The organism is Streptomyces sp. KM273126, assembly GCF_004337435.2.
Lineage (GTDB): Bacteria > Actinomycetota > Actinomycetes > Streptomycetales > Streptomycetaceae > Streptomyces > Streptomyces acidicola.
The window spans coordinates 6,834,388-6,856,828 of sequence record NZ_SJXB02000001.1 but is presented as its reverse complement, the minus strand read 5'-3'; the positions used below and the strand labels follow the sequence as shown (position 1 = coordinate 6,856,828).

Sequence of the window (22,441 nt, the reverse complement as noted above, 5' to 3'; positions counted from 1 at the left end):
CGGGCCGCCGGCCGTTGCGGGACCGGCCGGCGTCCCGGGTCACGCCGGTCGCTGCACTCGCTTCAGGGCCAGCTGGACGAGGCTGTCGGCGCCCATCGCGTCCAGGGATGCGGGCTGTCGGGGCTGTTCGGCGGGGGCGGCAGGGGCAGCAGCGGGCCGCGCGTCGTCGGGGCCGGTGGTGTCGGCGGGCCGGTCGGCGAGCCGGCGCAGCAGGTCGAGCACGCCGGACTCACGGAGCCGCACCATCGGGATCGCGGTCAGCAGGTCCCGTACCTGCGGGTCGATGCCGTTGTCGTCCGAGGCGGGCGCTGCGGGCGCTGCCGTGCCGGCGAGGAGCCGGTCGCGCAGGAGCCGTACCAGGTCCTCGGGGGTGGGGTGGTCGAAGACGAGCGTGGCCGGGAGGGTCAGCGCGGTCGCGGCACCGATCCGGTTGCGCAGGTCGACGGCGGTGAGCGAGTCGAAGCCGAGGTCCTTGAAGGCGCGGGTGGGTTCGACGGAGGCGGGCGAGGAGTGGCCGAGTACGGCGGCCACCTGGGCGCGGACCAGGTCCAGCAGGAGCTGGTCCTGTTCGGGGGCGGTCAGGGCGACGAGCCGCGCGGTGAGGTTCTCGGCCCCGCCGGACGCGTCGCGTGCGGCGGCCTTGCGCCTGCGGGCGGCGGGGACGAGGTCGCGCAGTACGCCGGAGAGGCTGTCGGCGTGTTCGGCGAGGGCGGCCGGGCGCAGCGCGACGGGGACCGCGACGGGCTCGTTGACGCGCAGGGCGGCGTCGAGCAGGGTGAGGGCCTCGTCACCGGGCAGGGCGGGGAAGCCCTGGCGGCGCATGCGGGCGAGTTCGGCCCGCGACAGGGTGCCGCCCATGCCCGCCTCGGTCTCCCACATGCCCCAGGCGAGGGACACCGCGGGCAACCCCTGGGCGCGGCGGGCGGTGGCCAGTGCGTCGAGCGCGGCGTTGGCGGCGGCGTACGCGGCCTGGCCCGCGGAGCCGATGACTCCGGCGACGGACGAGTACAGCACGAAGGCGTCGAGGGGGGAACCGGCGGTCAGCTCGTGCAGATGCCGGGCGGCATCTGTCTTCGCGGCCAGGACGTGGGCCAGGCGCTCGCCGGTGAGGCCGGTGAGGATGCCGTCGTCGAGGACGCCGGCCGTGTGCACGACGGCGCTCAGCGGGACGCCGTCGAGGACGTCGGCGAGCTGCTCACGGTCGCTCACGTCGCAGGCGACGATCTCGGCATGGGCTCCCGACTCGGCGAGCGCGGCGCGCAGTTCGGCGGCGCCGGGGGCCTCGGGGCCCCGCCGCGACAGCAGCAGCAGATCGCGGACGCCGTGCCGTTCGACGAGGTGCCGGGCGAGCAGCGCGCCGAGGCCGCCGGTGCCGCCCGTGATCAGCACGGTGCCCGGCCGGGACCAGGGCGCGGGCACGGTCAGGACGACCTTGCCGACGTGCTTGGCCTGTTGGAGCAGCCGCAGCGCCTCGGGAGCGCGGGCGATGTCGAAGGCGGTCACGGGGATCGGTCGCAGCGCACCCTGCTCGAACAGCTCCAGCAGGGCGTCGAGCATCTCGCCGATCCGGTCGGGCCCGGCCTCCACGAGGTCGAAGGCCCGGTACGACACCCCGTGCTCGGCGGCGACCACGCCCGCCTCGCGGATGTCGGTCTTGCCCATCTCGACGAACCGTCCGCCCGGCCGCAGCAACCGCAGCGAGGCGTCCACGAACTCCCCGGCGAGCGAGTCGAGGACGACGTCGACACCATCCGTCCGGAAGTGGTGCTCGAACTCGGTCGTACGGGAGGAGGCGACGCGGTCGACGGGCACGCCGAGCTCCCGCACGGCCGGCCACTTGCCTTCACTCGCCGTCGCGTACACCTCGGCCCCGAGGTGCCGGGCGAGCTGTACGGCAGCCATGCCGACACCGCCGGCGGCGGCATGGATCAGCACGGACTCGCCTTCCTGGAGCCCGGCGAGGTCCACCAGGGCGTAGTAGGCGGTGAGGAACACGATCGGCACGGACGCGGCCTGTTCGTACGTCCAGCCCTTCGGGATCGGCGCGAGCGTGCGGGCGTCCGCCACGGCGGTGGGGCCGAAGGCTGCGTCGAACATGCCCATCACCCGGTCCCCGACGGCCAGGCGGTCCACGCCGGGCCCGGTCTCCACGATGACGCCCGCGCCTTCCAGACCCATCCGGCCGGCGTCCCCGGGGTACATGCCCAGGACGTTCAGCACATCGCGGAAGTTGACGCCGGCCGCGCGCATCGCGACCCGGACCTCGCCGGGGCCGAGCGGGCGCCGCTCCTCGGGGACGAGGGCAATGCCGTCGAGGCGGCCCTGGTCGACGATGTCCAGACGCCATGCGTCACCGGCACCGGCGGGCGGGGAGAGCACCCCGTCGGCGGCCATCCGGACGAGACGCGGCAGCCACACCCGGCCGGCGCGCACCGCGAACTGCGTCTCGTCGGTGGCGCGCAGGACCGCGGCGAGGGCGTCCAGGGAGGCAGGGTCGTCATCGGCGTCGGCGAGGGCGAACCGGCCGGGGTTCTCGCTGATCGCGGTGCGGACCAGCCCCCACACACCGGCCTGGGCGACGTCGGGCGCCCCGTCCGCGGCGCTCTCGACCCGTACGGCTCCCGCGGTCAGCACGACGAGACGCGACGCGGCGAATCGTTCGTCGGCCAGCCACTGCTGGAGCCGGGAGAGGACGAGGGCGACCGTGGCGGCCACGCCCTCTCCGCCGTCCGGGGCGACCGGCAGCAGCACCGTGTCGGGTACGTCGCCGGCCGCGGCCAACGCGTCGAAGTCGGGGTGCGGGACGGCGGGGACCCCGGCCGGGGCACTGCCGACGACCGTCCACACGGTCCGCTCCGGGACGGCTTCCGTCTCGGGGGCCGGGGTCCAGTGCGGCCGGTACAGGTCGTCGGGGCCGGTGGCGGTGAGGTGTCGCGGGGACTGGGCACGCAGGACGAGGGAGTCGATCTCCGCGACAGGTTCGCCCGTCGCGTCCGCGACACGCAGGGCGACGTCCCCGGCGCCGCGCGGGGTGAGCCGGGCCCGGACGGTACCCGCGCCCACGGCGGCCAGGCGGACGCCGGACCACAGGAAGGGCAGCGAGCCGTCGGTGGTCTCCTCGTGCAGACCGAGACCGTGCAGGACGGTGTCCAGCAGGGCCGGGTGCAGGCCGTAGGACGAGGAGTCCCCGGCCACGGGCTCGGGCAGTTCGGCCTCCACGTACAGTCGGCCCTCGTGCCGCCAGACCCGACGCAGGCCGCGGAACGCGGGACCGTAGTCGAGACCGGACGTGGTGAGCCGTTCGTACAGGTCGCCGAACTCCACGGGCTCGGCACCGGCGGGCGGCCAGACCCTCAAGTCCCAGTCCGGGGCGGGCGGTTCGGCCGTGTCCAAGGTGCCCGTGGCGTGCAGCGTCCAGGGCTCGTCGGGTCCGGCCTCATGCGGGCGGGCGTACATGTGGAGCGGGCGGCCACCGTCGGGCGCGTCTTCGCCACCCTCGGCTCCCACGGCGATCTGAAGCTGTACGGCGCCGTGCTCGGGCAGCACGATCGGCGCACGCAGGGCCAGCTCGGCCAACTGCCCGGCGTCCACGCGCTCCCCGGCCTGAAGGGCGAGCTCCAGGAGGACCGTACCCGGCACCACGACGGAACCGGCCACGGCGTGATCGGCCAGCCAGGCGTGCGTCCGCACCGACAGGCTCGACGTGAGCAGCACGGTGTCCGAACCGGCGACCGGCACCGCGGCACCCAGCAGCGGGTGGTCCGTCCGGGCCAGCCCGAGACCGTCGGCGTCCGAGGCGGCGGGCGGCGCGTCGAGCCAGTAACGCTGCCGTTGGAAGGGGTAGGTGGGCAGGTCGACGGGCCGGGCGCCGGTGCCGTCGAAGAGGGCGGACCAGTCGAAGTCGGCGCCCCGGACGAAGAGTTCGGCACACGCGGTGAGCAGGGTCTCCGGCTCGGGACGGTCCTGGCGCAGAGTCGCGGCTGCCGATACGTCGCCTGCCAGCGCGGTGAGCACCGGATCGGGGCCGATCTCAAGGAAGCGTGCGGCGCCCAGAGCGCGGGCTGCGGACAGCGCGTCACGGAACAGGACAGGCTTGACGATCTGCTCGGCCCAGTAGGAGGGGGTCGTCCAGTCGCCGTCGGACAGCGGCTCACCGGTCAAGGTGCTGACAGCCGCCGCGGTCGGCCGGTTGAAGCTCACCTGCTCGGCGACGGCCGTGAATTCGGCCAGCACCGGCTCCATGAACGGGGAGTGGAACGCGTGGGACACCCGCAGTCGCCTCGCGCGCCGTCCCGCGTCCCGCGCCCGCTCGGCGACCGTCTGGACGGCGGCCTCGGTACCCGACACCACCACGGCCGTGGGCGAGTTGACGGCCGCGATCACCGCACCGTCCACCAGCCACTCGGCGACCTCGGCCTCAGACGCCTCCACCGCCACCATCGCACCGCCCTCGGGCAACGCCTGCATCAACCGGGCCCGAGCAGCCACCAGCCGTACGGCGTCAACGAGTTCGAAGACTCCAGCCGCATACGCGGCGGCGAACTCCCCCACCGAATGCCCCAACACCAGCTCCGGCCGCATGCCCCACGACCGCAACAACGCCACCAGAGCCGTCTGCAACGCGAACAACGCCGACTGCGCATACCCGGTCCCGTCCTCCGCCTCCTCGGCGAACAGCACCTCCTTCAGCGGCCGTTCGAAACCGAGCTCGGCATCCAGCAGCGCGCAGACCTCATCGAGCGCCGACGCGAACACCGGGAACACCTCGTACAACCCCCGGCCCATACCAGGACGCTGACTCCCCTGCCCCGTGAACATCCACGCCGTACGACCCTCGACCGCCGCGCCGCTGACGACGGGCTCGGCGAGTGCGGCGTGCAGGGTGGTGGTGTCGGTGCCCAGGACGACGGCCCGGTGTTCGAGCATGGCCCGTGTCGTGGCCAGGGAGAGGCCGATGTCGAGCGGGTCGCCGGTCGCGGACGTCAGGCGCTCGGTCTGGGCGCGCAGGGCGTCAGCTGTGCGGGCGGAGACGATCCAGGGGACGATCGGGAGCCCGGCCGAGGGGGCGGTGTCGGGTGCCCGCTCGGCGAGCGGGGGTTCCTCGACGACGACATGGGCGTTGGTGCCGCTGATGCCGAAGGACGAGACACCGGCCCGGCGCGGGCGTTCGCCACGCGTCCACGGGCGTTCCTCGGTGAGCAGTGCCACGGCGCCGGCCTCCCAGTCGACGTGTGAGGACGGCTCGTCGATGTGCAGGGTGCGGGGCAAGCGCTCGGCATGCAGCGCCATGACCATCTTGATGACGCCGGCGACACCGGCGGCGGCCTGCGTGTGCCCGATGTTCGATTTGACCGACCCGAGGTACAGGGGCTCGTCACGGTCCTGGCCGTAGGTCGCGAGCAGAGCCTGAGCCTCGATCGGGTCGCCCAGACGGGTGCCCGTGCCGTGCGCCTCGACCGCGTCCACGTCGTCGGGGCGCAGACCGGCCACCGCCAGGGCCTGCCGGATCACCCGCTGCTGGGACGGGCCGTTGGGAGCCGTCAAACCGTTCGAGGCGCCGTCCTGGTTGACGGCGGTCCCGCGGATCACGCCGAGCACGCGGTGGCCCCGGCGGCGGGCCTCGGACAGGCGCATGAGCACCAGGACGCCGGCGCCCTCGGCCCAGCCGGTGCCGTCGGCGCCGTCAGCGAACGACTTGCAGCGGCCGTCGGCTGCCAGGCCCCGCTGGCGGGAGAACTCCACGAAGGTCTGCGGGGTGGCCATCACGGTCACACCGCCGGCGAGCGCCGTGTGGCACTCGCCGGAGCGCAGGGCCTGGCAGGCCAGGTGCAGGGCGACGAGGGAGGAGGAGCAGGCGGTGTCGACGGTGACGGCGGGGCCTTCGAAACCGAAGACGTAGGCGATGCGGCCGGAGAAGACGCTGCCCGCGTTGCCGTTGCCGAGGTAGCCCTCGACCTCGTCGGGGACGGTGTGCAGCCGGGCCGCGTAGTCGTGGTACATGAGGCCCGCGTAGACGCCGGTGTCGGTGCCGCGCAGGGACGTCGGGTCGATGCCCGCCCGCTCCAGCGCCTCCCACGCGGTCTCCAGCAGCAGCCGCTGCTGCGGGTCCATCGCGAGAGCTTCGCGCGGGGAGATACCGAACAGTTCGGCGTCGAAGTCGGCGGCGTCGTGCAGGAATCCACCTTCGCGGACGTACGCGGTGCCCGGCCGGTCGGGGTCGGGGTCGTAGAGCCCGTCGAGGTCCCATCCGCGGTCGGCCGGGAAGCCGGTGATGCCGTCGCCGCCGTCGGAGACCAGGCGCCACAGGTCCTCCGGGGAGGTGATGCCGCCGGGGTAGCGGCAGCCCATGCCGACGATCGCGACGGGTTCGTCGGCGTCGGCCGGGCGTGTGGCCGGGGCCGTGGACTCGTGGGCCGGGTCCTCGCCGAGGAGTTCACGGTGCACGAACGCGGCGAGGGCGCTGGGGCTCGGGTGGTCGAAGACGAGGGTCGCCGGGAGGCGCAGCCCGGTCGCGGTGCCGAGGTGGTTGCGCAGGTCGACGGCGGTGAGCGAGTCGAAGCCGATGTCCTTGAAGGCGCGGGAGGGGTCCACGGCGGCGGCGTCGGCATGGCCGAGCACAGCGGCGACCTGTGTCTGCACCATGTCGAGCAGGGCGCGGTCCTGTTCGGCGCGGGGCAGGCCGCGCAGTCGGGCGGCGAGCGGCACGTCCGCGCCGCCCGTGGCGCGGTGGGCCGAGCGCCTGCGGCGGGATGCAGGGACCAGGCCGTGCAGTACGGCGGGCAGGGCGTCGCCGCGTGCGGCCAGCGCTGCGGTGTCGAGGGCAGCGGGCACGAGCGCCGGTTCACCGGTGCGCAGCGCGTCGTCGAGGAGGGCGAGCGCGTCGTCGGTGGCCAGTGCCGGGTAGCCGAGGCGGCGCATGCGGGCCACGTCCGCTTCCGTCAGACGGCCACCCATGCCGGCGGTGTGCTCCCACATGCCCCAGGCCAGGGACGTGGCGGGCAGGCCGCGCGCGTGGCGGCGGGCGGCGAGGGCATCGAGCGCGGCGTTGGCGGCGGCGTAGGCGGCCTGCCCGGCGGAACCGACGACTCCGGCGACGGCGGAGAACAGCACGAACGCGCGCAGGTCACGGTCGGCGGTCAACTCCTCCAGGTGCAGCGCCGATTCGGTCTTGGCTGCGAGGACGCGCGCCAGGCGGTCGTGGGTGAGGTCGGTGAGCACGCCGTCGTCGAGGACACCCGCCGTGTGCACCACGGCGCTCAACGGCACGCCGGACAGGGCCGCTTCGAGCGCGGCGCGGTCGGCGACGTCGCAGGCGGTGACGGCGACTCTGGCCCCGTGGGCGGTGAGCTCGCGGACCAGTTCGTCGGCGCCCGGCGCCTCGGGGCCGCTGCGCGAGAGCAGCAGCAGATCGCGTACGCCGTGTGCGGTCACGAGATGCCGGGCGACCAGGGCGCCCAGCCCGCCGGTGCCGCCGGTGATCAGTACGGTGCCGTCGCCGGGCCGGCCCGGGTCGCCGGTCGCCGCGTCCGTCACCCGGGCGAGGCGGGGCTGGAGCACCTGGCCGTCGTGGAAGGCGAGTTGGGTCGCTCCGCCGTCGACGAGCGCACTGAGCCGTTCGGTGAGCGCCTGCCACGACTCGGGGGTTCCGTCGGTGTCGGCCAGCGCGAACCGGTCGGGGTGCTCACTGATCGCCGTACGGACGAGACCCCATACGGCGGCGGCCGCCGGATCGGTGCGGACACCGGTGGTGACGACGGCCAAACGGCTGGTGACCAGGCCGGGTTCGGCCAGCCAGCCCTGGAGCGCGCTGAGCACGCCGGACGCCGCCGCGGCCGGGGCCTGCCCCGTAGGAACGGGCAACAGGACGGTCGCGGGGGCAGTCTCGTCGGCAGTGAGAGCCGCGAGGTCGGGGAACGCGGTGACGCCGGACCGCAGGCCGCCCCCGGCCGGGAGGAGCGCGGTTTCGCCGAGCACGGCGAGTTCGGTGACCGACCGTGTCGGCGACGCGGGGGCAGTGATCCACCGCATCCGGTACAGATGCCGGGCGCTGCCGGCTCCGACCTCACCGGCCGCCACCGGCCGCAGCACCAACCGGTCGACGTCGGCGACCGGTTCACCCGCGGCGTCGGCGATCCGCAGAGCGACCTCGCCGGGCGCACGGACGGTCAGCCGGGCCCGCACGGCGGACGCTCCGACGGCCGTCGGGTGAACGCCGGACCACAGGAAGGGCAGCAGTGCCTTCCGACGCCCCTCCCCCGCCTCCGCGTCGGCCTCGGTGTCGTCGATGCCGAGCGCATGCAGCACGGCGTCGAGGAGAGCCGGGTGCAGGGCGAAGCCGGACGCGTCGTCGGCCGTGTGCTCGGGCAGCTCCGCCTCGACGAACAGATCACCGTCCGCACGCCACAGCGAACGCAGCCCCTGGAACGCCGGGCCGTACACCATCCCGGTCTCGGCGAGGCGCGCGTACAGGTCGTCGACCGCGACGGGCTCGGCCCCGGCGGGCGGCCAGACCCGCGGGTCCCACTCGGGCACGGCGGACCGTGCGGCCGCACCGAGGGTGCCGGTGGCGTGCAGAGTCCACGGCTCGTCGTCGGGCGATCCGTCCGGTCGGGCGTGGATGCGCACGGTACGGGTTCCCTCGGCCTCGGCCGGGTCGACCGAAGTCTGCACCTGTACGGCACTGTCGTGCGCCAGCACCAGCGGGGCGCGTAGCGTCAGCTCCTCCACGCCGTGGAGACCGACGTGGTCGGCGGCCTGGACCGCGAGTTCGAGCAGCGCGGTGCCGGGGACGACGACCGTGCCGTCGACCGTGTGATCGCCGAGCCACGGGTGGGTCCGCTCGGACAGCCGCGACGTGAGGACGGCCGTGTCGGAACCGGCCAGCCGTACGGCGGCGCCGAGCATCGGATGCCGGGTCGCACCGAGGCCGAGCCCGCCGGCATCGAGGACGGGGCGGGTGGGTTCGAGCCAGTACCGCTGCCGTTGGAAGGGGTAGGTGGGCAGGTCGACGCGGTGGGCGCCGGTGCCGTCGAAGAGGGCGGACCAGTCGAAGTCGGCGCCCCGGACGAAGAGTTCGGCACACGCGGTGAGCAGGGTCTCCGGCTCGGGACGGTCCTTGCGCAGGGTCCCGGCTGCCGATGCGTCGCCTGCCAGCGCGGTGAGCACCGGGTCCGGGCCGATCTCAAGGAAACGTGTGACACCCTGGGCACGGGCCGAGTCCAACGCGTCCGAGAAACGCACCGGCTTGACGATCTGCTCGGCCCAGTAGGAGGGGGTCGCCCAGTCGCCGTCGGACAGCGGGGCGCCCGTGAGCGTGCTGATCGCCGCGACGGTCGGTCGGCGGTAGGTCACCTGCCCGGCCACCGTTGTGAACTCGGCCAGCACCGGTTCCATCAACGGCGAGTGGAACGCGTGCGAGACCTTCAGACGGGTCGTCCGCCGTCCCGCGTCCCGCGCCCGCTCGGCGACCGTCTGGACGGCGGCCTCGGTACCCGACACCACCACGGCCGTGGGCGAGTTGACGGCCGCGATCACCGCACCGTCCACCAGCCATCCGGCGACCTCGGCCTCGGACGCCTCCACGGCCACCATCGCACCGCCCTCGGGCAACCCCTGCATCAACCGGGCGCGAGCAGCCACCAGCCGTACCGCATCAGGAAGTTCGAAGACCCCGGCGGCGTAGGCAGCCGCGAACTCACCCACCGAGTGACCGAGCACCACACCCGGCGCCGTCCCCCACGACCGCAGCAACGCCACCAGAGCCGTCTGCAACGCGAACAACGCCGACTGCGCATACCCGGTCCCGTCCTCCGCCTCCTCGGCGAACAGCACCTCCATCAACGGCCGCTCGAAACCCAGCTCGGCATCCAGCAGCCCACACACCTCGTCCAGCGCCGACGCGAACTCCGGGAACACCTCGTACAACCCCCGGCCCATACCGGGACGCTGACTCCCCTGCCCCGTGAACATCCACGCCGTACGACCCTCAATGACCGACCCCATGACCGCCGTGTCGGTCACGCCGAGCACCGCGCGGTGTTCGAGCGTGGCGCGGCCGGTGGCGAGTGACAGGCCGATGTGGAGGGGGTCGGCGTCGAGCGGGGTCAGTCGTTCGATCTGGGCCCTCAGGGCGGTGGCCGTCCGTGCGGACGCGACCCAGGGCACCACGGGCGGCGTGCCGTGTCGTTCCTCCGGCTCCGCCGGCGGGGCGGGCGGCGCCTCTTCCAGGATGACGTGGGCGTTCGTACCGCTGATGCCGAACGACGACACACCCGCGCGGCGCGGGCGTTCGCCGCGCGGCCAGTCGTGCTCGTCGGTGAGCAGGCGTACCGCACCGGCCTCCCAGTCGACGTGTGAGGACGGCTCGTCGATGTGCAGGGTGCGGGGCAGGCGCTCGGCATGCAGTGCCATGACCATCTTGATGACGCCGGCGACACCGGCGGCGGCCTGCGTGTGCCCGATGTTCGATTTGACCGACCCGAGGTACAGGGGCTCGTCACGGTCCTGGCCGTAGGTCGCGAGGAGGGCCTGAGCCTCGATCGGGTCGCCCAGACGGGTGCCCGTGCCGTGCGCCTCGACCGCGTCCACGTCGTCGGGGCGCAGACCGGCCACCGCCAGGGCCTGCCGGATCACCCGCTGCTGGGACGGGCCGTTGGGAGCCGTCAGACCGTTCGAGGCGCCGTCCTGGTTGACGGCGGACCCCCGGACGAGGGCGAGCACCCGGTGGCCACGCCGTTCCGCTTCGGATCGGCGCATGAGCACCAGCACGCCGGCGCCCTCGGACCAGCCGGTGCCGTCGGCCGCCTCGGCGAACGGCTTGCAGTGGCCGTCCGGGGCGAGGCCGCGCTGGCGGGAGAACTCCACGAACGCCGTGGGGTTGGCCATGACCGTGGCGCCGCCCGCGAGGGCCGTGTCGCACTCGCCGGAGCGCAGGGCCTGGCAGGCCAGGTGCAGGGCGACCAGCGCGGAGGAGCAGGCGGTGTCCACGGAGACGGCCGGGCCCTCCAGGCCGAGGGCGTAGGAGAGGCGGCCGGAGGCGACGCTCGGGGTGCTTCCGGTGAGCAGGTAGCCGGCGGACTCGCCGTCGGCCTCGTGCACGGCGCCGCCGTAGCCGTTGGCGGAGACACCGGCGTACACACCGGTCGCCGTGCCGCGCAGCGAGGTCGGGTCGATGCCCGCCCGCTCCAGCGCCTCCCACGCGGTCTCCAGCAGCAGCCGCTGCTGCGGGTCCATCGCGAGAGCTTCGCGCGGGGAGATGCCGAACAGCTCGGCGTCGAAGCCCGCGACGCCCGGGATGAAGCCGCCGCGTCCGGCGAACGGGGTACCGAGGGCGGCCGAGGTGGACTCCAGCAGGCCGGGGATGTCCCAGCCGCGGTCGTCCGGGAACGGCGACATGCGGTCCTCGCCGGCGGTCAGGACGCCCCAGAGGTCTTCCGGGGACTGGATGCCGCCGGGGAAGCGGCAGCCCATGCCGATGACGGCGATGGGTTCGTCGTCGGCCAAGGACGTGGCTTCGGGGGCGGCCGCGTCGGGACCGGCGCCCGTGCCGAGGAGGCGGTCGCGCAGGTGGGTGGTGAGGGCGGACGGGGTGGGGTGGTCGAAGACAAGGGTGGTGGGCAGGGCGACTTCGGTGCTCGCGGCGAGCCGGTTGCGCAGGTCGACCGCGGTGAGGGAGTCGAACCCGAGGTCCTTGAAGGCGCGTTCGGGGTCGATGACGGCCGGGGAGGCGTGGCCGAGGACGGCGGCGACCTGGGACTGGACGAGATCCAGCAGGGTGCGGTCCTGTTCGGCCGGGGGCAGTGCGCGCAGGGTTCCGGCGAGTTCGCCCTCGACGGCGTCCGGTGCGTCGCCGACGCCGGCTGTCGCGGCCTGGGCTGCGACGACCTCGGGCAGGTCGGCGATGAGCGAGCTGGGACGGGTGAAGGTGAAGGTGGGGGCGAAGCGTTCCCAGTCCACGTCCGCGACGGTCACGCAGGTGCGTTCCGAGAGGAGCGCCTCCTCCAGTGCGGTGAGGGCGCTGTCCGGTGCGAGCAGGGCGAGGCCCCGTTCGGTGAGGTGCTCGGCGACTCCTTCGTCGGCGGCCATGCCGCCGCCGCTCCACGGGCCCCAGGCGACGGAGGTCGCGGGCAGGCCGAGGGTACGGCGGTGCTGGGCGAGCGCGTCGAGGTAGGCGTTGCCGGCCGCGTAGGCGGCCTGACCGCCGCTGCCCCAGACGGCCGCCACGGACGAGAACAGCACGAACAGGTCGAGGTCGAGGCCGGCGGTCAGTTCGTGGAGGTGCCTCGCCCCGGTCACCTTGGCGGAGACCACCTGGGCGAGGCTGTTCGGGGTGGTGGCGGTGAGCGGGGTGTTCTGGGGGAGCCCGGCCGTGTGGACGACACCGGTCAGGGGCGTCTCGGCCGGGATCGCGGCGATCAGTTCGGCCAGTGCGTCGCGGTCGCCCACGTCGCAGGCGGCGAGAGTGACGCGGGCGCCGCGGGCGGTGAGTTCGTCGCGCAGTGCGTCGGCGCCGACGGCCTGCGGGCCGCTGCGAGAGACCAGCAGCAGGTGTGCGGCGCCTAGGTCGGCGAGGCGTCGGGCGACATGGGCGCCGAGTGCGCCCGTGCCGCCGGTGATCAGTACGGTTCCGCGCGGCGCCGGCAGTGCGGGGGCTCCGGCCACGGTGTCACTCGGCACGTCGTGAGCGAGGCGGGCGGCGTGCACGCCGGAGGCGCGGACGGCCAGTTGGTCCTCCGGACCGGGAGCGGCGAGGACCGCGGCGAGGCGCTGCCAGGCGTCGGGGCCTGCGTCGTCCGGGAGGTCGACGAGACCGCCCCACAGTCGGGGCAGTTCGAGGGCGGCCGTGCGGCCGAAGCCCCAGATCTGCGCCTGGTCGGGGCGAGTGAGGGGTTCCCCGGCCCTGACGGCGACGGCGGACCGGGTGACGGCCCACACCGGGGTCTGAAGTCCGGCCGCGGTCAGCGCCTGGAGGAGGTTCAGGTGGGGTGCGGGGAGGGCTTCGGCGGCGTCCGGAACGACGACGATGCCATCCGGGCCGTACTCGCTGATGTGCGTGGCGAGTTCCCCGGTCCTGGTCGATGCGGGCAGGGTGAGGAGTTCGGCGTCGGCGCCTGCGGCGCGCAGCGCGTCGAGGCAGGCGTCGGTGTCCTGTGCGCCGGCCGGGGCGGCGATCAGCCAGCGGCCGGTGAGGCGAGCCGTGCACGGTGTCGGCACCGGCTTCCACACCACGCGGTAGCGCCGACGGTCCTGCGCGGCGCGTTCCTCGTGCCGGCGTCGCCACCGCATCAGGGCCGGGAGCAGCGCGTCCATGGAGGCGCCCTCGGGCAGGCCCAGTTCATGGGCCACCGTGGCGGGGTCGGCGGTGTCGACCAGCTGCCAGAACTCGTCCTTGGAGCCCCCCTCGGCAGGCTGGTGGGCGGTGCGGTCCGGGAGCCAGAAGCGCTCGCGCTGGAAGGCGTAGGTGGGCAGGTCGATCAGTTGGGCGTCCGTGTCGCGGAAGACCTCCGCCCAGTCGACCCGGGTACCGCGTACGAAGAGTTCACCCACGGCGGTGAGCAGGGTGTCGGGCTCGGCTCGGCCCGAGCGCAGGGCCGCGACCGCGACGGTCAGGTCGGGGGCGGTGCGCTGGGCGAGGGCGGCGAGGACCGGGTCGGGGCCGAGCTCCAGCAGGCGGGTGGCGCCGAGTTCGCCGGTGGCCGTGCGGACGGCATCGTGGAAGAGGACGGGCCGGCGCACCTGGCGTACCCAGTAGTCGGCGCTCGCCCAGTCGTCGTCGCCGAGGGGCAGGCCGGTGACGGTGCTGGCGGCCGGTATGCGGGGCCGCCGGTAGGTGAGCTCGCCCGCGACGGCGGCGAATTCGGCCAGCATCGGCTCCATCAGCGGCGAGTGGAAGGCGTGCGACACCTTGAGCCGGGTGACGCGCCGCCCGTGCTCGCGCGCGATACTCAGCACGGTGTCCACGGCGGCCTCCGTACCGGAGACCACCACGGCGGCCGGCCCGTTGACGGCGGCGACGACCGCGCCGTCGGTCAGCCAGGGCTCGACCTCCTCGGGGTCCGCCTCGACGGCCGCCATCGCGCCGCCCTCGGGCAGCGCCTGCATCAGCCGGGCGCGGGCGGCCACCAGCCGTACGGCGTCGGGAAGTTCGAGGACGCCCGCGGTGTGGGCGGCGGCCAGCTCGCCGATGGAGTGGCCGACCAGTGCGTCGGGGGTGAGGCCCCAGGAGCGCAGCAGTTCGGCGAGGGCGATCTGGAGGGCGAACAGCGCGGCCTGCGCGTGGCCGGTGCGGCCCAGCAGGGCGGCCTCGGGGCTGTCCGGCGTGGCGAACAGCGCGGTGCGCAGCGGTGTGCCGAAGCCGTCGGCGCCGGCGAGTTCGGCGTCGAGCAGCGCGCACGTGTCGTCGAGGGTGCGCGCGAACAGCGGGTGGGCGTCGTACAGTTCGCGGCCCATGCCGGGACGCTGGCTGCCCTGTCCGGTGAAGGCCCACACCGTGCGGCCCTCGCCCGCCACCGAGGTGACCGGCGCGGCCGTGTCGCCGCCGGCGAGGGCGGTGGCGAGGGCGGTCAGGGTGCCGGCGTCATCGCCGACGAGGACAGCGCGGTGGTCGAGGGCGGCACGGGCGGTGGCCAGCGTGCGGCCCACGTCCGCCGGGGCGAGGCCCGGCCGGTCGGCGAGGTGGGCGACGAGTCGGGCGGCCTGCGCGCGCAGGGCCTGGCGGGTCCCGCCGGAGAGGATCCAGGGCACGGTGCCGACGAAGCGGGCCGGGGCCGATACGTCGGTGGCCGGCGTGTGCACCGCGGGGGCGTCGGTGGCCGGCGTGCCCGTCACGAGGGCCTCGGCGACCGGGGCGTCGGCGGCGGGCGGCTCCTCCAGGATGACGTGGGCGTTGGTGCCGCTGATGCCGAACGCGGACACACCGGCCCGGCGCGGGCGTTCCCCGCGCGCCCAGGGCCGCGCCTCGGTGAGCAGCCGCACGGCACCGGAGTCCCAGTCGACCCGGCTGGAGGGAGCGTCGACGTGCAGGGTGGGCGGCAACTGCCCGGCACGCAGGGCCAGCACGATCTTCATGACGCCGGCCGCGCCTGCCGCCGCCTGGGTGTGGCCGATGTTGGACTTCACCGACCCCAGCCACAGGGGCCCGCTGCGGTCCTGGCCGTAGGTCGCGAGCAGGGCCTGCGCCTCGATCGGGTCGCCGAGGCTCGTGCCGGTACCGTGCGCCTCGACCGCGTCCACGTCGCCGGGCCGCAGTCCGGCGGCGGTCAGGGCCTGCCGGATCACCCGCTGCTGGGAGGGCCCGTTGGGAGCCGTCAGACCGTTCGAGGCACCGTCCTGGTTGACGGCGGAGCCGCGCAGCACGGCGAGCACGGGGTGGCCGGCGCGGCGCGCGTCGGAGAGCCGTTCCAGTACGAGGACGGCGGCGCCCTCGGACCAGCCGGTGCCGTCGGCGCCCTCGGCGAAGGCCTTGCAGCGGCCGTCGGCAGACAGGGCGCGCTGACGGGAGAACTCGACGAAGATGCCCGGCGTGGCCATCACGGTCACGCCGCCGGCGAGGGCGGTGCGGCATTCGCCCTGGCGGATCGCCTGCGCGGCGAGGTGGAGCGCGACCAGCGCGGAGGAGCAGGCGGTGTCGACGGTGAGGGCGGGGCCCTCCAGGCCGAGGGTGTAACTGACGCGGCCGGACAGGACGCTGGCGGCCGAGCCGGTGGCGACGTAGCCCTCGACGTCCTCGCCCGCGGCGTGGGCGGTGTCGCGGTAGTCCTGGCCGTTGGTGCCGGCGAAGACACCGGTGGCCGATCCGCGCAGGGACAGCGGGTCGATGCCCGCCCGCTCCAGTGCCTCCCACGTCGTCTCCAGCAGCAGCCGCTGCTGCGGGTCCATGGCGAGGGCCTCACGCGGGCTGATGCCGAACAGTTCGGCGTCGAAGTCGGCGGCGTCGTGCAGGAACCCGCCGGTGCGGGCGTAGGTGGTGCCGGAACGGCCGGGGTCCGGGTGGTAGAGGCGCTCGACGTCCCAGCCGCGGTCCTGGGGGAACGGCGTGAGGCCGTCCTCGCCGGAGGCGAGCAGGTCCCACATCTGGTCGGGGGTGGTCACGCCGCCGGGGAAGCGGCAGCCCATGCCGACGATGACGACCGGGTCGTCGTCGGCGCCGGCGGGGGCGAGGGCCGGGCCGCCGCGCTCGATCTCGTCCGTGGTGACGCCGAGGACCTGTGTGCGCAGGAACGCGGCGAGCGCCGTCGGGGCGGGGTGATCGAAGACGAGGGTGGCGGGCAGGGACAGCCCGGTGGCGGCGGCGAGTCGGTGACGCAGGGCGACGCCGGTCAGCGAGTCGAAGCCGAGGTCCTTGAAGGCGCGGCCGACGTCGACGGCGGTCCGGTCGGCGTGCCCGAGGACGGCGGCGACCTGGTCGAGGACGAGGTCGAGCAGCACCCGGTCCTGTTCCACGGGCGTGCGGCCGGACAGTTCGGCGCCGAGAGCGCCCGCGGCCGGTGCGCTCGGCCCGGCATCGGTGGTGGGCGGCGCGGCCTCGGGGAGGTCGGCGAGCAGCGGGCGCGGGGTGTACGCGGCTGCGGCGAAGCGCTGCCAGTCGATGTCGACGACGGTCGTGCAGGTGGCGTCCTCGTCGAGGGCGCGGCGGAGCGCGTCGAGGGCGCGGGACGGCTCCAGGGGTCGTATGCCCTGGCGGCGGAAGTGTTCGGCGACGGTCTCCTCGGCCGCCATGCCGCCACCGCCCCACGGCCCCCAGGCGATGGACGTCGCGGGCAGCCCGGCGGCGCGGCGGTGCTGGGCGAGCGCGTCGAGACGGGCGTTGGCGGCGGCGTAGGCGGCCTGCCCGGCGTTGCCGAGGACGGCCGTGACGGACGAGAACAGGACGAAGGCGTCCAGCTCCCGCTCCCGCGTCAGCTCGTGCAGATGCCGGGCGCCCTCGGCCTTCACGGCGAGGACGCGGGCCAGACGTTCGGGGGTGAGGTCGGCGGCGAGCCCGTCGTCGAGGATGCCCGCGGCGTGCACGACGGCCGTCGGCGCACAGGTGTCCAGGAGGGACGCGACGGTCTCGCGATCGGCGACGTCGCCCGCGACAAAGGTGACGGCGGTGCCCGACTCGCCCAGTTCCGCGCCGAGTTCGGCGGCACCGGGGGCGTCGGCTCCGCGCCGTGACACGAGGACGAGGTGTTCCGCGCCGCCGGCCGCCAGCCAGCGGGCAAGGTGCCCGCCCAGGGCGCCGGTCGCGCCCGTGACCAGGACGGTGCCGTGCGGCTGCCAGGACCGCGCGGGCCGTGCCGAGCGGTCGCGCACCAGCCGGGCGGCGTGGATGCCCGTGGCGCGCACGGCGAGCTGGTCCTCCCCCGCTCCCTGGGCGGCGAGCACGGCCGCGACCCGCTGCCAGAGCCGGGGGTGCGGTTCGTCCGGCAGATCGATCAGTCCACCCCAGCGGTCGGGCTGCTCCAGCGCCACGACCCGGCCCAACCCCCATACGGCGGCCTGTTCCGGGCGCGCGAGTCCCTCGCGGCCGGACACGGCCACGGCTCCGAAGGTCACACACCACAGCCGGCTCTCCGGGCACGCCTGCATCAGTGCCACCACGTCCGCGGGGTCGGCGAGCAGGGACAGTACGCCCGCGTACGGCGTCTGCGGGTCGGCGGCCGGTCCGGTCACGACCGTCACGTCGGCGCCGGCGGCCCGCAGCGAGCCCGCGGCCGCGTCGACCAGCTCGGCCGGAGTGTCCTCGTCGACCGCGATCAGCCAGGCGCCGTCCAGGCTGCCCGGGGCCGGCGTGCGGACGGGCCGCCAGGTGATCCGGTAGCGCAGCCCGGCAAGCTGCGACTCCTCCCGGCGCTTGCGACGCCAGTCGGCGAGCACCGGCAGGACGGCGTCCAGCGGGGCACCGCTGTCCACACCGAGTTCTCCGGCGAGCGAGTCGGCGTCACCCTGGTCGACGAGCTCCCAGAACCCCCCGTCGGCGACGCCCTCTCCGCTCTCGGCCGGGCGCGCGGGACGGGCGTGGTCGGGCAGCCAGTACCGCTGCCGTTGGAAGGCGTACGTGGGCAGGTCGACACGGCGGGCGCCGGTCCCCGCGAACAGCGCGGGCCAGTCGATCCCGGTGCCCCGGACGTAGAGTTCGGCGGCGGCCGTCAGCACCGTCTCCGCCTCCGGGCGGTCCTTGCGCAGGGTCGCGGCGGCCGACACGTCACCGGCCAGCGCGGTCAGCACGGGATCCGGGCCGATCTCCAGGAAGCGTCCCGCGCCCTGGGCACGGGCGGCGGTCAGCGCGTCATGGAAACGCACCGGCCTGACGATCTGCTCGGCCCAGTAGGCAGCGCTCGTCCAGTCGCCGTCGGACAGCGCGGCACCCGTCAGCGTGCTGACAGCCGCCACCGCCGGCCGGTTGAAGCTCACCTGCTCGGCCACCGTCGTGAACTCGGCGAGCACCGGCTCCATCAGCGGCGAGTGAAACGCGTGCGAGACCTTCAGCCGGGTCGTCCGCCGTCCCGACTCCCGCGCCCGTTCGGCGAAGGCCTCGACCGACGTCCGGGCGCCGGAGACCACCACGGCCGACGGCCCGTTGACGGCGGCGATCACCGCACCGTCCACCAGCCACTCGGCGACCTCGGCCTCAGACGCCTCCACGGCCACCATCGCACCGCCCTCGGGCAACGCCTGCATCAGGCGGGCACGAGCAGCCACCAGCCGTACAGCGTCCGCGAGTTCGAAAACCCCGGCCGCATACGCAGCGGCGAACTCCCCCACCGAATGCCCCAGCACCAGCTCCGGCCGCACGCCCCACGACCGCAACAACGCCACCAGCGCCACCTGCAACGCGAACAACGCCGACTGCGCATACCCGGTCCCGTCCTCCGCCTCCTCGGCGAACAGCACCTCCTTCAGCGGCCGTTCGAAACCGAGCTCGGCATCCAGCAGCGCGCAGACCTCATCGAGCGCCGACGCGAACACCGGGAACACCTCGTACAACCCCCGGCCCATACCAGGACGCTGACTCCCCTGCCCCGTGAACATCCACGCCGTACGGCCCTCCGAGACCGTCCCGGAGATGACGGCTCCGGGGCGCAGGGCGACGGTGCGGTGTTGCAGGGCCGCACGGGTGGTGGCCAGTGACCAGGCCACGTCGAGCGGGTCCGCGTCGAGTGCCGTCAGACGGTCCAGCTGGTCCCGCAGGGCCCGCTCGCTGCGGGCCGACACGACCCACGGGACCACGGGCAGTCGCGTGAGCGGTTCCTCGGCCGGGTCCGGCTCCTCCGCGACGGGGGCCTCTTCGAGGACGAGGTGCGCGTTCGTGCCGCTGATGCCGAACGACGAGACACCCGCCCGGCGCGGACGGTCCCCGCGCGCCCAGGGGCGTTCCTCCTGGAGCAGTCGCAGCGTGCCGTGCGACCAGTCGATGTGGGAGGACGGCTCGTCGGCGTGCAAGGTACGCGGGAGGCGTTCCTCGCGCAGGGCCATGACCATCTTGATGACGCCGGCGACGCCCGCGGCGGCCTGGGTGTGGCCGATGTTGGACTTGACCGAACCGAGCCACAGGGGCTCCGCACGGTCGCGGCCGTAGGCGGCGGCGAGGGCGTGTGCCTCGATGGGGTCGCCGAGCGGGGTGCCCGTGCCGTGCGCCTCGACGGCGTCGACGTCGGCGGGGCGCAGTCCGGCGCCTGCGAGGGCCTGGCGGACGACGCGCTGCTGGGCGGGGCCGCTGGGGGCCGTCAGGCCGTTGGAGGCGCCGTCCTGGTTGATGGCGCTGCCGCGGATCACGGCGAGGACCTCGCGGCCCTGGCGCCGGGCCTCGGACAGCGGCATCAGGACAAGCATGCCGGCGCCCTCGCTGAGCGAGAATCCGTCGGCCTGCGCGGAGAACGCCTTGCAGCGGCCGTCGGGTGCGAGGGCCCGCTGGCGGGAGAACTCGGCGAACATCTCCAGGCTCGGGAGGACCGTCGCGCCGCCTGCGAGGGCGGTGGTCGCGGCGCCGCCGCGCAGGGCCTCGCAGGCGAGGTGGAGGGCGACCAGGGAGGAGGAGCAGGCGGTGTCGACGGTGAGGGCGGGGCCCTCCAGGCCGAGGGTGTAGGAGATACGGCCGGAGGCGACGCTGACGGCGTTGCCGGTCAGGACGTGGCCGGCGACGTCGGTGGAGGCGGTGGCGGCGGCACGGTCGTAGTCGACCGTCATGAGGCCGAGGTAGACGCCGGTCGCCGTGCCGCGCAGGGTCGTCGGGTCGATACCCGCCCGCTCCAGCGCCTCCCACGTCGTCTCCAGCAGCAGCCGCTGCTGCGGGTCCATGGCGAGGGCCTCGCGGGGGCTGATGCCGAAGAAGGCGGCGTCGAAGTCGGCGGCGGCGCGCAGGAATCCGCCTTCGCGCTGGAGGAAGCCGCCGGGCGCGGTGCCGCTGGGGTCGTAGCGTCCCTCGACGTCCCAGCCCCGGTCGTCGGGCAGCGGGGTGACGGCGTCGGTGCCGTCCAGGAGGAGCTGCCACAGGGCCTCGGGCGAGTCGGCGTCGCCGGGGAAGCGGCAGGCCATGCCGACGACGGCGATGGGCTCGTCGGAGTGCGCGTGACCGGCGGTGGTGCCGGGGTCGGCGGCGGTGGTGCCGTAGAGCTGTTCGTAGAGGTGGTGGCCGAGGGCCGCGGGAGTCGGGTAGTCGAAGGCGGCGGTCGGGGCGAGGGGCAGTCCGGTCGCGGCGCGCAGACGGTCCCGGAGGGCGACGGCGGTGGCCGATTCGACGCCCTGGTCGCGGAAGGACACGTGCGTGGGCGCGCCGCCGGGCAGCTCCAGCAGGTCGGCCACCTGGTCGCGGACGAGGTCGACGAGGGCGCGGCGCCGGTCGGGCTCGGGCAGGTCGCCGAGGCGGTCGTGCAGGGCGGCCGCCTGGACGCCGAGGGGTGTGCCGATGGTGTCGGGGTCCTCGACGGCGGCGGCGTCGGCGAGTTCGGCGGGCAGGTCGGCCGGGTCGGTGGCGGGGTCGTGCAGGGCGGCCCAGTCGGGGTCGCCGCCGGTCGTCCAGTACTCGGCCATGGCGCGCTGGAAGCGGTCGGTGTCTCCCGCGTCCCGGCGCAGGGTGGTGTGGACTGTGCCGGTGACGCCCGCCCGGGTGAGGACGGTCTCCAGACCGGGGGTGAGCAGCGGGTGCGGGCTGATCTCCAGGAAGTGCCGGTGGCCGGCGTCGAGTGCGGTGCCGACGGCGGTGACGAACTCGACGGTGTCGCGCAGGGCGGCGGCCCAGTGGTCCGCGTCGAGGGTCACTCCGTCGAGGGCCGTGCCGGCCGAGGCGGCGTACAGGGGGATGCGGGCCGCGCGCGGGGTGAGGGTGGCGAGGTCGGCGCGGATGCGGTCGGTGATCTCGTCGATGTGCGGTGAGTGCGCGGCGACGCCGTAGTCGACGGTACGGGCGCGGACGCCTTCGGCGGTCAGCTCGGCGAGGAGTTCGGCCGCGGCGTCGGCGTCACCGGCGACGACTCCGTTGTCGGGGCCGTTGACGGCCGCGAGGTGGAGCCTGCCGTGCCAGGGCGCGAGTCGTTCCCGCAGCCGTTCGACGGGCATCAGGGCGGACACCATGTCGCCGCGCCCGTGCAGGCTGAGCTGGGCGGTGCCCCAGCTCGCGACGACGCGGGCCGCGTCGTCGAGGGTGAGGGCTCCCGCGACGCAGGCGGCGGCGATCTCGCCGAGGCTGTGGCCGACGACCGCCGCGGGCCGTACCCCGACGCTCTCCCAGAGGGCGGCCAGCGACACCATGACGGCGAAGAGGGCGGGCTGGGTGACGTCGGGTGTGGTGAGCGCGTGCGTGCCGCGCAGGACGTCGAGGGGGTTGTGATCCAGGTGCGGGGTGAGGGCGTCGGCGCACTCTTCCATGCGGCGGGCGAACACCGGTGAGGTGTCGAGGAGTTCGCGGGCCATGCCGGGCCACTGTGAGCCGTGGCCGGGGAAGACGAAGACGGGTCCGCCGTCGCGGGCGGTGGGCCGGCCCTCGGTGACGTGGTCGGTGGGGGTGCCGTCGGCCAGGGCGTCCAGGGCCGCGGCGAGGTCGTCGGGGTCGGTCGCGGTGACGGCCGCGCGACAGGGGTGGGCCGGGTCGACGCCGTGCAGCAGGGCCGCCGCGATGCGGTCCGGCGCTCCGGCGCGTACGAGGGTCCGCAGGATGCGGGCCTGTTCCCGTACGGCTCGGGTGCCCTGCCCGGTGAGGAGCCAGGGGCGTGGGGTGCCCGCGAACGGGCGGGTGGCCGAGGTGGAGCGAGCTTGTTCGGACACGTTCTCTCCCGCGGATGACTCGTCGCCACGTCTTCGGATACTGGACCGGGGCCTGTGGGGGGCGTCGGCGTGCGGCGGCCGGGAACGTGGGGGTGGCCTGATCCGTTCGCCCAACTGGTTCGATTATTCGGACGGACGACTGGTGGAAACACAAGGAGATGGAGCGCGCGCCGGGATCATGACGGCGCCGACGGGCCCAGGG

General features: G+C 74.8%; 1 protein-coding gene. It reads right to left on the bottom strand.

Annotated features, from left to right (window positions below; translation table 11 throughout):
* Nucleotides 1-39: 39 nt before the first annotated feature.
* On the bottom strand, nucleotides 40-22,239 hold the full coding sequence (locus E0500_RS44290) for a type I polyketide synthase (protein WP_309505177.1): 22,200 nt from the start codon (nucleotides 22,237-22,239) through the stop codon (nucleotides 40-42).
* Nucleotides 22,240-22,441 lie beyond the last annotated feature (202 nt).